The following is a 14,631-nucleotide window of genomic DNA, read 5'->3' on the forward strand; positions in this document are numbered from 1 at the left end:
GTGTACGAGGGGTGATCAGAACGGTGGGTTCGGATCACAGATGTCGGTACACGTCGGCCGGGGCGAGGCCTTTGGCCAGCAGAAGCACCTGCAGGTGGTAGAGCAGCTGCGAGATCTCCTCGGCAGTCTCTTCGTCCGACTGGTACTCGGCAGCCATCCAGACCTCGGCGGCCTCCTCCACGATCTTCTTTCCGATGGCGTGCACGCCCGCATCCAGCTCGCGCACCGTTCCGGAACCCTCCGGACGGGTGGCGGCCTTCTCGCTGAGCTCGGCGAAGAGGTCGTCGAAGGTTTTCACCCCTCCAGTCTAGGAGGTCGCGGGGCCGTGGAGGTGCCGGGTGGCGCTCTCGCGCAGCAGGCTGATCTGGTCGGCGGGGTTCTCGGCGCGGAACACGGCGGAACCAGCGACGAAAGTGTCCGCGCCGTTTTCGGCCGCGGTCACGATCGTCTCCTCGTTGATGCCCCCGTCGACCTGAAGCCAGATGTCGGCTCCGGATGCGTCGACCGCGGCACGCAGACGCGCCAGCTTGGGCATCGTCTCGGCCATGAAGGACTGACCTCCGAAGCCCGGCTCCACGGTCATGACGAGGAACTGATCGAACTCGGGGAGGAGGTCGAGATAGTCGTCGACCGCGGTTCCCGGCTTGAGCGCGAGACCGGCTCGCGCCCCGATGGCCCGCAGTCGTCGGGCGAGACGCACCGGGTCGGCAGCGGCTTCCACGTGGAAGGTGACCGAGTATGCGCCGAGCTCCGCGTAGCCGAGCGCCCATTCGTCGGGATTGTCGATCATCAGGTGCACGTCGAGCGGGATCTTCGACACATCTTGGATGCGTCCCACCATCTGCGGCCCGAACGTCAGGTTCGGCACGAAGTGGTTGTCCATCACGTCGACGTGGACGAGGTCTGCCGAGGCGATCTTGTCCAGGTCGCGCTCGAGGTTGACGAAGTCGGCGGCCAGAATGCTGGGGTTGATCCGTGCGGGCATGCCTTGAGCCTATTTCTCGGTCGAGCCGTTTTTGGTGAGGAGCGCGATGAACATCGCGTCGGTGTTGTGCCGGTGGGGCCAGAGCTGCACGTGCGTCGGTTCGCCCGCGAGGTCGAGTCGATCGTCGACGAACTCCTGAACGACACCGGCGGTATCCATCGGCTCCAGCGTGTCGCGGTTCCGGTCGAGCGCGTTCGCCACGATCGCCCGCGTCTCGGCGATGTGCGGTGAGCAGGTGACGTATGCGAGCACGCCGCCCGGCTTGAGCGCGGCGATGGCCGAGTCGATCAGACGCGACTGCAACTCCGTGAGTTCGGCGACATCGCGCGGTGTCTTCCGCCAGCGCGCTTCGGGACGGCGACGCAATGCGCCGAGACCCGTGCAGGGCGCGTCGAGCAGGATGCGGTCGAACGACTCGGGATGCGACTCGCCGATGGTCGTGCCGTCGCGCTCCCACACCTCGACGGTCTCCGGCACCGCGGCGAGTGCCCGGCGAACGAGGTCGGCGCGCGCTGGAACCAGCTCGTTCGCCACCAGCTCTGCGCCACCGGCGAGCGCCTCCGTCGCCAACAGGGCCGCCTTTCCGCCTGGTCCCGCGCAGAGGTCGAGCCAGCGCTCGCCCTGCTCGATGGGGCGCGCTCGGCTGAGGGCCAGCGCGGCGATCTGCGAGCCCTCATCCTGAACACGGAGACGGCCGTCGGTCGCGTCCATCAGGCGCAGCGGGTCGCCGCCAGCCGTCGTGAAGCCGACCGGCGAGAACCGGTCGGGCGTCGACTCGACCGGAGCCTCGGCGAGGCCCGGCAGGGCGACCATGTTGACGCGTGGAGCGGCGTTGTCGGCTTCGAGCAGTCGCTCGAGTTCTTCCCCGCGATCCTCCGCCTCCAGCGAGCGGCGGAAGGCGCGCACGATCCAGGTGGGGTGCGACGTGACGTCGGCGAGCTCCTCGTTCGCGTTCTTCGCGTCGGCGAGGATGCGGATGCGCCACTCCTCCGGGCTGTGCCGCCCGATCTCTCGCAGGACGCCATTCGTGAATCCGGTGGCCGACTGCGACCCGACCGATCGGGCGAGCGCCACGGACTCGTTGACGGCGGCGTGGGGCGCGACCCGGGTGGAGAGCAGCTGATGGGTGCCTAGGCGCAATACGTCGAGGATCGGCGCGTCGATCCGCTCGACCGGACGCCCAGCAGCACGTGCGATGACCTTGTCGTAGTAGCCCTGCATCCGGAGCGTGCCGTATGTGAGCTCCGTGGCGAGCCCGGCATCGGCGGGCGACAGACCGGCACGCGAGATCCTGGTCGGGAGCAGCAGATTGGCATACGCGTCGGATTCGCGCACGGCCGAGATCACGTCGTACGCCACCCGGCGCGCTGGCTGCACGCGTGACTGCTCGCGGGTTCCCTCGCGGGATCGCCTTGGTCGGTCGGCGCTCATGACAGGACCACCCTTTCGGCGGACGCACCGCGCCACCAGTCGGCGGCGGGCATCGACTTCTTTCCCGACGGCTGAACTATGAGGAGTTCGAGGGGATTCGTGCACGTGCCGACGAGCACGTGCTTGTCACGCACCAGCACCTCTCCGATGGGGAGCGCTTCGCCCTCAGCGGGACGGGCGGCGTGGATCTTGAACCGCTCACCGTCGAGAAGGGCGAACGCTCCCGGTTCGGGAGACACGCCGCGGAGCCGGGCGTAAACGGTCTCGGCGGGCTGGGAGAAGTCGAGGTGCGCATCCGGAAGCCCGAGCTTCGGAGCCAGAGTCGTCTCGCCGGTCTGAGGAACCGCGCTCGCCGTCCCGTCGTCGAGGGCGTCGACCGTGTCGGCGAGCAGGGTCGCTCCCGAGAGCGAGAGCGCCTCGAGCAGCTCGCCTGCGGTCTCGTCGGGACCGATCGGCCGGCGCAGCTCGGAGAAGACGTCGCCCGCGTCCAGATCGGGGACCAACTTGAAGACGGCGGCGCCCGTGATCGGATCGCCGGCGATGACCGCATGCTGAACGGGAGCGGCGCCGCGCCAGCGCGGAAGCAGAGAGAAATGCAGGTTGACCCAGCCGAGGCGAGGGGTCGACAGGAGAGGCTCCCGCACGAGGCCGCCGTACGCGACGATGGCGCCGAGATCCGCATTGAGGTTCCGGATGCGCTCGGTCACCTCGTCATCGAGGCGATTGGCCTTGATCACCTCGATCCCGAGTTCGTCGGCCGCGACCGCGACCGGCGACGGCGTCAGCACGCGTTTGCGGCCGAGTTCCGCGTCGCGTCGCGTGATGACGGCGACCACATCGTGCCGTGCGGCAAGCTCCCGGAGGGAGGGAATGGCGACCGCCGGGGTTCCGGCGAAGACGAGGCGCATGAAGGTTCTTTCGGTTCTGGGATCGGTAAGGATTTTACCTGGCCGCGCTGGAGCCGGGCCGTTAGAGGATGTCGGGGTCGTCGAAGCGCACCCGAAGGGTGGGCGCGGGGCGGAAGCCCGTCTTCCCCGCCGGTGCGCGACGACGCCTCGTCGCATTCCGTACCGTCGCAGCCCGCACGGCCGCAGCGACCTCTGTGCCTCTGGCGTAGTCGAACCGCAGGATGCTGCGCACGAGCCCATCGCCGTGGGGCGCCGGGCCGAGCACATCGATGAGCAGCGTGGGATCGACGGCAGACACCGCCTCCTCGACCACGTCCGCGGCCCCGGTGATCGAAGCGAGTCGCACTGCCGGTGGAAACCGGAGCTCGCGCCGGCCGGCCAGTTCGGCGCGCGCGAAGTCGGCGAAGCGCCCCGTCGCGAAGGCGCGGCCGAGCGCACCGGACACGCCGACCAGCACCGTCGGTGCTCCGGGGGCGGCAAGGGCAGCCGCATTGGACCACCAGCGGAGGCAGTCCTCGGCGACGCGCAGATTCTCGCGCGCGAGCATCCGTTCGCCGTCGAGCAGCAGGATCGCACGGTACCCGCCCGCGGCGATCGGTTCGGCGCCTCGCGTCGCGACGACGATCGCCGCAGCGTCGCCCACGGTCTGCACCGGATGGTCGCCGTCGGAGACGATGACGCGAACGCCAGGAAACGCCCGGCCCAGCTCTTCCGCTGTGCGCCCCGCGCCGACCGTGACCATCCTGAACCGCGTGTGCTCGCAGTGCTCGCACTTCCAGTCGGTGGCCAGTGCGCCGCACCATCCACAAGCCGGCACTGCACCCGCCCGAGATTGGCCGAGCGGTCCCTCGCACCGATTGCATCGGGCCGCCTGGCCGCACGAGGCGCAAGCGAGCACGGGCGCGTATCCCGGACGGCCCACCTGAATGAGCACCGGCCCTCGCGGCACACCTTTGTCGCCGGTGAGTGCGGCGCGGGCCGCCTGCCATGCGGTCGACGGGATGCGCGCGGCCCGCGCCGCCGACTCCGCCGCCGTCTGGTTGGCGGTCAGCACGACCTTCGGGAGAACCGCCCGTTCCGGCCCGAGATCGCGCATCCAGCCGATGTCGACGAGCCGCTGTGCCTCGACGCTGCGGGTGTGTCCGGCGAAGATCAGGGCGCCGCCCTGGAGCTCCTGACGAACAAGTGCCGCATCCCTGGTGTTCACGTACGGGCTGAGCGGTTCGGCATGCAGTGGGTCGCTGTCATCCCAGACCGCGACCATCCCCAGCTTGGATGCGGGTGCGTAGACGACCGAACGATTGCCGATCACGATGCGCGAGCCGCTCAGGGCTGCGAGAAACGCGCGATAGCGATCGGGATTCGACTGCGAGGCATCTGCGCGCACGACCGCCTCCGCCGGCGCGATGGCAGCAAGCGCTGCCGCCAGCTGGTCGAGGTCGCGGTAGTCGGGAACGGCGACGATCGCGGACTCGCCGCGCGCCCAGCATCCTGTGGCCAGGGTCGCGAGGGTGACCGCCCATTCGCCGACCCATTCGCCGCTGGGAAGCTGCGCGAGCCGCGGGATCACCTGCAGGGCGAGCCTCTCGCCCTTCGCAACCGCGTCTTCGAGAACCCGGTCGCCGTATCCTCGCACCGGCGGTTCGGAGATCGACGGATGCGCGGGCTCGGCCCCCGCGGCCGCCTCCCGCTGGGCGAGCCACCCCTTCTCGACGCGCACCTGCCTGCCGGGAACGGCGAGCCGGAGGATGTCGTTGGCCGTGCCCGCGCTCCGGTCGGCCACCCGCCTCGCGAGCGCCCACACTTCGGGAGTGAGCACGGGAACCGGTGAGACCACCGCCTCGATCGGGCTGAGAGTGCCTTCGAAGGCGTCGTCGTCCGCGGCGAGCTCGACGAGGTATCCCTCGGCGATGCGCCCGGCCGAGCGCAGCGGCACCTTCACCCGCACGCCCGGAACGGCGGAGTCGGCGAGCTCGTCGGGCACGCGGTAGTCGAAGAAGTGATCGAGCTGAGGAAGCGCCGAGTCGATCACGATGCGGGCGACCCGGCCGGCCGCCGCCACGCTAGAGACCCGCGGCGGAGCGCAGGTCGTCGACCCGGTCGAGACGCTCCCAGGTGAAATCGGGGAGCTCTCGGCCGAAGTGACCGTAGGTGGCCGTCTGCGCGTAGATCGGGCGCAGCAGGTCGAGGTCGCGGATGATCGCGGCCGGGCGCAGGTCGAAGACCTCCCGGATCGCCGCGATGATGCGCTCATCCGGAACCTTGCCCGTGCCGAACGTCTCGACGTAGAGTCCGACCGGCGCCGCCTTGCCGATCGCGTAGGCGATCTGCAGCTCGAGCCGGTCGGCGAACCCGGCCGCGACCGCGTTCTTCGCAGCCCAGCGCATGGCGTACGCCGCGGAACGGTCGACCTTCGACGGGTCTTTGCCGGAGAACGCACCGCCGCCGTGACGGCTGGCGCCGCCGTAGGTGTCGACGATGATCTTGCGCCCGGTCAGACCGGCGTCGCCCTTCGGGCCGCCGATCTCGAACCGGCCGGTCGGGTTGATGAGGGTGCGAACGTGCGAGGACTCGAGCCCCGCTGCGTGCAGCACCGGCGCGATGATCTCCTCGATCACCTCGGCCTGCAGGGTCTCGTTCGAGACGCTCGGGGCGTGCTGCGTGGAGAGCACGACGGTCTGCACCGACTTGGGCACGATGCCCTCGTAGCCGATGGTCACCTGGGTCTTGCCGTCGGGACGGAGGTAGTCGAGCGTGCCGTCCTTGCGCACCTCGGCGAGCCGCTCCGCGAGGCGATGCGCCAGCCAGATCGGCAAGGGCATGTACTGCGGTGTCTCGGTGGTCGCGTACCCGAACATGATGCCTTGGTCGCCTGCACCCTGACGGTCGAGGCCGTCTTCGCTCTGCTCGGTGCGCGATTCGAATGCATTGTCCACGCCCTGCGCGATATCCGGCGACTGCGCGCCGATCGACACGGACACACCGCACTGGTTGCCGTCGAAGCTCACGTCGGACGAGTCGTAGCCGATCTCCACGATCTTCTCGCGCACCAGCGCCGGGATCTCGACATATCCGCTGGTCGTGACCTCGCCGGCGACGTGCACCAGGCCGGTCGTGACGAGGGTCTCGACCGCCACACGACTGTGCGGGTCGACCGCGAGGAGTGCGTCGAGGATGCTGTCGGAGATCTGGTCGCAAATCTTGTCCGGATGTCCTCGGTGACGGACTCGGATGTGAATAGGCGCAGATCTGCCATGTTGCTCCCTGGTCGGTGCTGTACGAGGACCGCTTAGACGATGACGTCGAGAATACGATCGGCCACCGACAGCTTGCTGCCCGAGGCCTCCATCACTATATCGCCGCCCCGGCGGAGGACCACGACCTCGTTACTGTCCGTGGCGAAGCCCTGGGTCCAGCCGACCTGATTGAGGACGAGGAAGTCGCAGCCCTTCGACGCCAGCTTGGTGCGTCCGAGGTCGATGAGCGACGATGGGTCGGGCTCGGTCTCGGCAGCGAATCCGACGATGACCTGGCCCTCGGGCTTGACCGAGGAGAGCGTGGCAAGGATGTCGGGGTTGGCGACGAGTTCGAGTGTGAGCCGCTCCCCCGCCTCCGACTTCTTGATCTTGGCCTCGCGCACCTCGACGGGTCGGTAGTCGGCGACCGCCGCCGTCATCACGACGATGTCGGCGCCCTGCGACGCTGTCGTCACCGCCTCCTGCAGTTCGAGGGCGGTCTGCACCTCGACGAGCTCGACGCCGTCCGGCGGCGCCACCTCGATGTGCGCGGCGACAAGCGTCACGTCCGCTCCGCGGGCACGAGCCGCCTGTGCCAGCGCGACGCCCTGACGCCCGCTCGATCGGTTTCCCAGGAAGCGCACCGGGTCGAGCGGCTCGCGCGTTCCACCGGCGGTGATCACCACCCGCTTGCCCGCCAGGTCGTCTCCGCCACGGGGCTTGCGGGTCGCCTCGTTCGCTCGGCGCCGCTCCGACAGCACCACCACGTCGTTCACGCCGGGCGTTTCGGCCGCGTGCTCGACATCGGAAGCCGTCGTCTCACGCGGTTCAGGATGCTCGCCGACAGCCTCGAGCGCCGCGCGCACGATCACCGCCGGCTCCTCCATCCGGCCCGGGCCGGAGTCCTTGCCCGTGAGCTGGCCGGAGGCGGGCCCGACGATCGTCACCCCGCGCTCGCGGAGAGTCGCGATGTTCGCCACCGTGGCAGCATTGCGCCACATCTCGGTGTGCATCGCCGGGGCGATCACGAGCGGAGCAGTGCTGGCGAGCACGGTGTTGCCGAGCAGATCGTCGGCGAGGCCCGCCGCGAGCTTCGCGATCGTGTTCGCTGTGGCCGGGGCGATGACGATGAGGTCGGCCGACTGACCGATGGCGACGTGACGCACTTCGGCGACGCCTTCGTAGAGGTCGGTCGCGACCGGGTTGCGGCTGATGGCCTCGAGTGTCGGCCGACCGACGAAGCGGAGGGCCGCCTCGGTCGCGACGACGTGAACCGAGTGCCCCTCGAGCACCAACGACCGGATCACCCCGACCGCTTTGTACGCGGCGATGCCGCCGGTCACTCCGACGACAATGGTCAATCGTGCGCTCACGACGGCATCCCCTCACGTGCCGGGCGGGCCCGGCGGCAAAACCTTACGGCGGTGCTGTTTCGAGTCTCGGTGCTACTCGACGATCGGCTTGATCGTGAGCTTGTCCTCGTTGATCTCGTGCAGGGCGACCGAGAGCGGCTTGTCTTCGACGCTCGAGTCGACGAGCGGTCCGACGTTGTCGAACAGGCTTCCCTCGTGCAGGTCGGCGTAGTAGTCGTTGATCTGACGGGCGCGCTTGGACGCGAAGATCACGAGCGCATACTTCGACTCGACCTTGGCGAGAACGTCGTCGATGGGCGGGTCGATGATGCCTTTGTTGCTGATTGCCATGCGTGTATTGCTCCTTCGAAGGGGGTCGTCGATACCGCGACGATTGTCGCGGAGACGAAAAAACGGTCTACGGGCGCGACGGCGCCGTACGGATCTTCATCAAGTCTACGACCTCCCGCGCGGCATCGGCCACGTCGGTGTTCACCACGCGGTGATCGAACTCGTCCTGAGCGGCCAATTCGACCTTCGCGGTCTCCAGTCTGCGCTGCTGTTCCTCGGGGCTCTCGGTGCCGCGCCCGATGAGCCGGCGGACCAATTCCTCCCAGGTCGGCGGGAGCAGGAAGATGAGTCTCGCCTCGGGCATCGTCTGCCGCACGCTGCGCGCTCCCTGCAGGTCGATCTCGAGCAGAACGCTCTTGCCCGACTCGAGTGCGCGCTCGATCGGAGCACGGGGGTGCCGTAGCGCGACAGGTTGTGCACGGTCGCGTATTCGAGCAGTTCGCCCTCCGCGATCATGCGATCGAACTCCGCGTCGTCGACGAAGTAGTAGTTGACGCCGTCGATCTCTCCTGGTCGTGGTGCGCGGGTCGTCGCGGAGACCGAGAGCAGCACATCCGGATAGTTCTCGCGGATGTACGTGGAGACGGTGCCCTTGCCGACAGCGGTCGGGCCCGCGAGCACGACGAGGTGGTGCTTCAACCGCCCGCTTCGCGATTCGCGCTCGATGAGGAACTCGCGCAGCCGCAGGCGCTGATGACGGCCCAGCCCACCGAGGCGTTTCGCCGGAGAGATCGAGAGCTTCTCCAGCGCGTCGGCCATCTTGGTCGTGCCGATGGCCGGGACACTCAGGAGAAACTCGGTCACGCGCAGACGTCCCTCGACGCCCTCGGGGTCGGCTGTCGCCTTATCGAGCACGGCCAAGGGCGACACGTCGTGCCCGGCGATCGCGGCCTTCACCGCAGCGCGGGCCCGACGAGCCGCCACCGCGGCCTGCGAAGCCGCGCGACGGTCCACCTCGGGAGGAGCGGGACGCACGGAGGGCGCCGACTCAGAAGACGCGGACGGCTCAGAAGACACGGACGACTCAGACATCGACGCTCCGAACCTCCGCTGCCCGCCGCTCGATGGCGTCGGCGATGGCACGGGGACCCGCCTTCAGGAGTCCACGGGACTCGCTCACGATCACGCCGCCGGCCAGCGAGCCGAACAGGCGCGCCGCATCCTGCACCCGGGCGCCCTGGTGGCCGAAGCCGGGGGCGAGCACGGGCGTGGCGACGACGGATGCGGTCGCCGTGTCGATCCCGTACGAGCCGAGATCGAGCGTCGCCCCGAGAACGAGCCCGACCGTGCCGAACGCGTGCGCGGGTTGGGCCTGGTTGAAGGAAGTCACATCATCGATGATCGCACGCGCCACCGTCGACCCCGCGCGCGGGCCCGATTCGACGACCGCCTTCTGGATGCCCTCTGCCTCGGGATTCGAGGTCGCGGCCAGCACGAACAGCCCCTTGCCCGCATCCTCGGCGAGGCGCATCGGCTCCGCGATGGAGCCCACGCCCTGGAACGCGGAGATCGTCATCGCATCGGCCTCGAGGGGCGCACCCGGTGTGAGCCAAGCCTCCGCATACGCGGCGACGCTCGTCCCGATGTCGCCACGCTTCGCATCTGCGATCACCAGGAGTCCGGCCTCGCGGGCCGCGGCGAGCACGTCCTCGAGCGCCGCATACCCGGCGGAGCCGTAGCGTTCGAAGAAGGCGACCTGCGGCTTCACGATTCCCGCACGACCGACGGCCGCCTCGACGACCGCCAGACCGAACTCCCGCACGCCCGCGGCCGAGTCGGTCAGGCCCCAGGACTCCAGGAGATGTGCGTGCGGGTCGATGCCGACGCAGAGCCGGCCGTGGGCGTCGAAGACCTCGGCGAGCCGGTCACCGAAGGCCACGCCGCCGCGACTCATGCGCGAGCGGCCCGATCGAGGGCGTACTCCTGCAGAGATCGCACGTCGAAGCCCTCGCGGATGGCGTCGACGGATGCGACGGCGGCGCTGAGCTCGGCGATCGTCGTGAACAGCGGCTTGTCCCCGGCGACCGCAGCCGCACGGATCTCATAACCGTCTGCGCGCGCTGAGCGGCCGCTCGGCGTGTTGATGACCACATCCACCTCGTCACGGGTGATCAGGTCGACGATCGACGGCTCGCTGCTGTCGGCGGTGGTCTCGCTGAACTTGCGCACGATGCGCGCCGCGATGCCGTTCCGGTTCAGCACCTCGGCGGTTCCCTCCGTGGCGAGGATCTCGAAGCCGAGCTGCTGAAGCCGGAGCACCGGGAGCACGATCGAGCGCTTGTCACGGTCGGAGACCGACACGAACGCCGTTCCGCCGAGCGGCATGCCGCCGTACGCAGCGGCCTGGCTCTTCGCGAACGCCCGCGGGAAGTCCTTGTCGATGCCCATGACCTCTCCGGTCGAGCGCATCTCCGGGCCGAGCACCGAGTCGACGACGTTGCCCTCCTTGGTGCGGAAGCGCTTGAACGGCAGCACCGCCTCCTTGACGGCGACCGGGGAGTCCATCGGGATGATCGACCCGTCCTGGGCGGGCAGCAGCTCCGAGTCCACGAGCGAGGCGATGCTCTCCCCCACCATGATGCGGGACGCGGCCTTGGCCAGCGGGATCCCGAGCGCCTTCGACACGAAGGGCACGGTGCGGGATGCGCGCGGGTTGGCCTCGAGCACGTAGAGCACGCCGGCGCCGATCGCGAACTGCACGTTGAGCAGCCCGCGCACGCCGATCCCCTCGGCGATCTTCAGTGTCGCTTCGCGCACCCGGTCGATCTCGCGACGGCCGAGCGTGATCGGCGGGAGGGTGCAGCTCGAGTCGCCGGAGTGGATCCCCGCCTCCTCGATGTGCTCCATCACACCGCCGATGTACAGCTGCTCACCGTCGTAGAGCGCGTCGACGTCGATCTCGATCGCGTCGTCCAGGAAACGGTCGACGAGCAGCGGATGCGCCGGCCCGACGATCCCCTGGCCCGCGACCCGCTCGAAGTAGTCCGCCAGCGACGGGCTGTCGTAGACGATCTCCATACCGCGGCCGCCGAGCACGTAGCTCGGACGCACCAGCACGGGGTAGCCGATCTCCTCGGCCACCTGCACGGCGCCGGGATAGTCGAATGCGGTGCCGTTGCGCGGTGCGAGGAGCCCGGCGTTCTCGAGGATCTCGGCGAACAGGCCGCGCTCCTCCGCCAGGTCGATGGCCTCGGGAGTGGTGCCGAGGATGGGCACACCGGCCGCCTCGAGTCCCTTCGCGAGTCCGAGGGCGGTCTGGCCTCCGAGCTGCACGACGACGCCGACGAGTTCGCCGCTCTGGCTCTCGGCATGGATGACCTCGAGCACGTCTTCGAGCGTCAGCGGCTCGAAGTACAGGCGGTCACTGGTGTCGTAGTCGGTCGAGACCGTTTCGGGGTTGCAGTTGATCATGATCGTCTCGAACCCGGCGTCGTGCAGCGCGAACGAGGCGTGCACGCACGAGTAGTCGAACTCGACGCCCTGCCCGATGCGGTTCGGCCCGGAGCCCAGGATGACGACCTTGCGCCGGTCGCTCGGCGCAACCTCCGTCTCGAGGTCGTAGCTGGAGTAGTGGTACGGCGTGAGGGCCGGGAACTCGCCCGCGCAGGTGTCGACCGTCTTGTAGACCGGGCGCACATCCAGGATGTGGCGGATCTCGCGCACGTCGGTCTCGCCGAAGCCGCGCAGCTGACCGATCTGCGCATCCGAGAACCCGTGGTCCTTGGCGTAGCGCAGAGTGTCGGTGTCGAGCGTTTCGGCGTTCTTGAGCTGGTCGGCGACCTCGTTGATCAGCACGATCTGGTCGAGGAACCAGGGATCGATCTTGGTCGACTCGAAGACCTGCTCGATGCTCGCCCCGAGGCGGAGCGCCTGCTGCACGTCGACGATCCGGCCGTCGGTGGGGGTCCGGATGCTCTCCAGCAGCTCCTCGACCGTGCGGCTCTCGGGTCCCCAGTGGAACGACGATCCGCGCTTCTCGAGCGAACGGAGCGCCTTCTGCAGCGCGCTCGTGAAGCTGCGGCCGATGGCCATCGCCTCGCCGACCGACTTCATAGTGGTGGTCAGCGTCGGGTCTGCGGCCGGGAACTTCTCGAACGCGAACCGCGGGACCTTGACGACCACGTAGTCGAGCGTCGGCTCGAAGCTGGCCGGGGTCACCTTGGTGATGTCGTTTGGGATCTCGTCGAGTCGGTAGCCGATGGCCAGCTTGGCTGCGATCTTCGCGATCGGGAAGCCGGTGGCCTTGGAGGCGAGCGCCGACGAGCGGGAGACGCGCGGGTTCATCTCGATCACGATGATGCGCCCGTTCTCCGGGTCGACCGCGAACTGGATGTTGCAGCCGCCGGTGTCGACGCCCACCGCGCGGATGATGTCGATGCCGATGTCGCGCATCCTCTGGTACTCGCGGTCGGTCAGGGTGAGCGCGGGCGCAACGGTGATGGAGTCACCGGTGTGCACTCCGACCGGGTCCACGTTCTCGATCGAGCAGACGACGACCGTGTTGTCGGCGGTGTCGCGCATGAGCTCGAGCTCGTACTCCTTCCAGCCCAGGATGGACTCCTCCAGGAGCACCTCGGTGGTCGGGCTCTGGTGGAGGCCGTCGCCGACGATGCGCCGCAGCTCGGTCTCGGTGTACGCGAATCCGGAGCCGAGGCCGCCCATGGTGAACGACGGCCGCACGACGAGCGGGTACCCGAGGTCTTCGGCGAACTCCACCGCCTCCTCGACGGTGTGCGCGATGTGCGAGCGGGCAACCTCGGCGCCCGCCTCGATCACGAGCTCCTTGAAGATCTGGCGGTCCTCGCCCTTCTGGATCGCCTCGAAGTTGGCGCCGATGAGCTCCACGTCGTACTTCTCGAGGATGCCGTGCTCGTGCAGCTGGATGGCCGCGTTGAGCGCGGTCTGGCCGCCCAGGGTCGGCAGGATCGCATCCGGCTTCTCCTTGGCGATGATCGACTCGATGACCTGCCAGGTGATCGGCTCGACGTACGTGGCGTCGGCGAAGTCCGGGTCGGTCATGATCGTCGCGGGGTTGGAGTTGACGAGGATGACGCGCACGCCCTCCTCGCGCAGCACCCGGCACGCCTGAGTGCCGGAGTAGTCGAACTCGCAGGCTTGGCCGATCACGATCGGGCCGGAGCCGATGACGAGAACGGAGCTGATGTCGGAACGTTTCGGCATTAGTTCGTGCCCTCTTCGTCGGTGGTGGATGCGTCGTCTGCGGCTGCGGGATGCGCGTTCTTCGAACCCTGGATCATCTCCAGGAACCGGTCGAAGAGGTAGTTGGCGTCGTGCGGGCCCGCCGCCGCCTCGGGGTGGTACTGCACGCTGAACGCGTTCAGGTCGAGGCAGTTGAGCCCCTCCACCACGTTGTCGTTGAGGCTGAAGTGGCTCACCTCGACGCGGCCGAAGCCGGCAGGAGAGTCGAAAGTCCCCTCGATGGGCGCCTCGACCGCGAAGCCGTGGTTCTGCGAGGTGATCTCGACGCGGCCGGTGCGCTTGTCGAGCACGGGCTGGTTGATCCCGCGGTGACCGAACGGCAGCTTGTACGTTCCGAGGCCGAGCGCGCGGCCGAGCAGCTGGTTGCCGAAGCAGATGCCGAAGTACGGGACTCCGGCGCGGAGCACATCCTGAAGCAGCTGGACGTGCTTGTCGGAGGCGGCCGGGTCACCGGGGCCGTTCGAGAAGAACAGGGCAGACGGCTGGAGTTCGAGCACGTCGCGCGCGGTCACCATCTGCGGCAGCACGTGCACGTCCAGGCCGCGGGCCGCCAGATTGTTGAGGGTCGAGGTCTTCACGCCGAGGTCGAGCACCGCGACCGAGCCGACCTTCTCGCCGACGGCGGGCACCGTGAAGGGCTCCGGCGTCGACACCTCTTCGGAGAGATTGCGTCCGGCCATCTGAGCGCCGCCGAGCACCAGCTCGAGCTGCTCGCTGTCGCTGAGGTCGAAGTCCGCTCCCGAGAAGATGCCCGAGCGCATGGCTCCGGCCGACCGGATGTGGCGGGTCACCGCGCGCGTGTCGATCCCGCTGATCCCGACGACGCCCTGGGAGACGAGGTCCTCATCGAGGCTGCGCTGGGCCCGGTAGTTCGACACGATGCGCGAGGGCTCGCGCACGACATAGCCGGCGACCCAGATCTGACGCGACTCCATGTCCTCGTCGTTCGTACCGGTGTTCCCGATGTGCGGGGCCGTCATGAGCACGATCTGGCCCGCGTACGACGGGTCGGTGAGCGTCTCCTGGTATCCGGTCATCCCGGTGGCGAACACGGCCTCACCCAGGGTCCGGCCGAGTGCGCCGTACGCCCGTCCGACATAGCGCGATCCGTCTTCGAGGACGAGGACCGCCGGTTCTGCACCTGCCAC

The 14,631-nt window shown here is 68.7% G+C and carries 10 protein-coding genes and 2 pseudogenes; all 12 read right to left on the bottom strand.

The window, feature by feature from the left end; all coding sequences use genetic code 11:
* Nucleotides 1-34: 34 nt before the first annotated feature.
* The gene (locus ACQ86A_RS12450; protein WP_431277352.1) at nt 35-298 is read right to left on the bottom strand and encodes a phosphoribosyl-ATP diphosphatase; all 264 of its coding nucleotides are present in this window, start codon (nt 296-298) and stop codon (nt 35-37) included.
* Between the two features lie 9 nt (nt 299-307).
* Entirely contained in the window at nt 308-985 is a 678-nt protein-coding gene (gene rpe / locus ACQ86A_RS12455) for a ribulose-phosphate 3-epimerase (RefSeq protein ID WP_431277353.1), read from the bottom strand.
* Nucleotides 986-994: 9 nt separating this feature from the next.
* Complete coding sequence (locus ACQ86A_RS12460) at nt 995-2,416, bottom strand: RsmB/NOP family class I SAM-dependent RNA methyltransferase (protein ID WP_431277354.1); 1,422 nt, start codon at nt 2,414-2,416, stop codon at nt 995-997.
* Entirely contained in the window at nt 2,413-3,324 is a 912-nt protein-coding gene (gene fmt, locus ACQ86A_RS12465) for a methionyl-tRNA formyltransferase (RefSeq protein ID WP_431277355.1), read from the bottom strand. The genes ACQ86A_RS12460 and fmt overlap by 4 nt, the downstream gene beginning before the upstream one ends.
* Before the next feature lie 61 nt (nt 3,325-3,385).
* On the bottom strand, nt 3,386-5,386 hold the full coding sequence (locus ACQ86A_RS12470) for a primosomal protein N' (protein WP_431277356.1): 2,001 nt from the start codon (nt 5,384-5,386) through the stop codon (nt 3,386-3,388).
* Nucleotide 5,387: 1 nt separating this feature from the next.
* Nucleotides 5,388-6,580 (bottom strand): annotated as a pseudogene (gene metK, locus ACQ86A_RS12475) (methionine adenosyltransferase).
* Nucleotides 6,581-6,613: 33 nt separating this feature from the next.
* Entirely contained in the window at nt 6,614-7,921 is a 1,308-nt protein-coding gene (locus tag ACQ86A_RS12480; protein ID WP_431280437.1) for a bifunctional phosphopantothenoylcysteine decarboxylase/phosphopantothenate synthase, read from the bottom strand.
* An 84-nt stretch (nt 7,922-8,005) separates the two neighbouring features.
* Entirely contained in the window at nt 8,006-8,263 is a 258-nt protein-coding gene (gene rpoZ / locus ACQ86A_RS12485) for a DNA-directed RNA polymerase subunit omega (RefSeq protein ID WP_431277357.1), read from the bottom strand.
* A 67-nt stretch (nt 8,264-8,330) separates the two neighbouring features.
* A pseudogene (gene gmk / locus ACQ86A_RS12490) lies at nt 8,331-9,295 on the bottom strand (guanylate kinase).
* Nucleotides 9,288-10,157 (bottom strand): orotidine-5'-phosphate decarboxylase, encoded by an 870-nt coding sequence (pyrF, locus tag ACQ86A_RS12495; protein ID WP_431277358.1) that lies wholly within the window; start codon nt 10,155-10,157, stop codon nt 9,288-9,290. Before pyrF ends, gmk begins: the two are co-directional and overlap by 8 nt.
* Nucleotides 10,154-13,444 carry a carbamoyl-phosphate synthase large subunit gene (carB, locus tag ACQ86A_RS12500; protein ID WP_431277359.1) on the bottom strand — a complete coding sequence of 1,097 codons (3,291 nt, stop codon included), beginning with the start codon at nt 13,442-13,444 and terminating at the stop codon, nt 10,154-10,156. The genes pyrF and carB overlap by 4 nt, the downstream gene beginning before the upstream one ends.
* A complete protein-coding gene (carA, locus tag ACQ86A_RS12505) occupies nt 13,444-14,631 on the bottom strand; it encodes a glutamine-hydrolyzing carbamoyl-phosphate synthase small subunit (protein WP_431277360.1) in 1,188 nt (395 codons plus the stop codon). Before carA ends, carB begins: the two co-directional genes overlap by 1 nt.

It is taken from the genome of Leifsonia poae (genome assembly GCF_050632195.1).
GTDB lineage: Bacteria > Actinomycetota > Actinomycetes > Actinomycetales > Microbacteriaceae > Leifsonia > Leifsonia poae_C.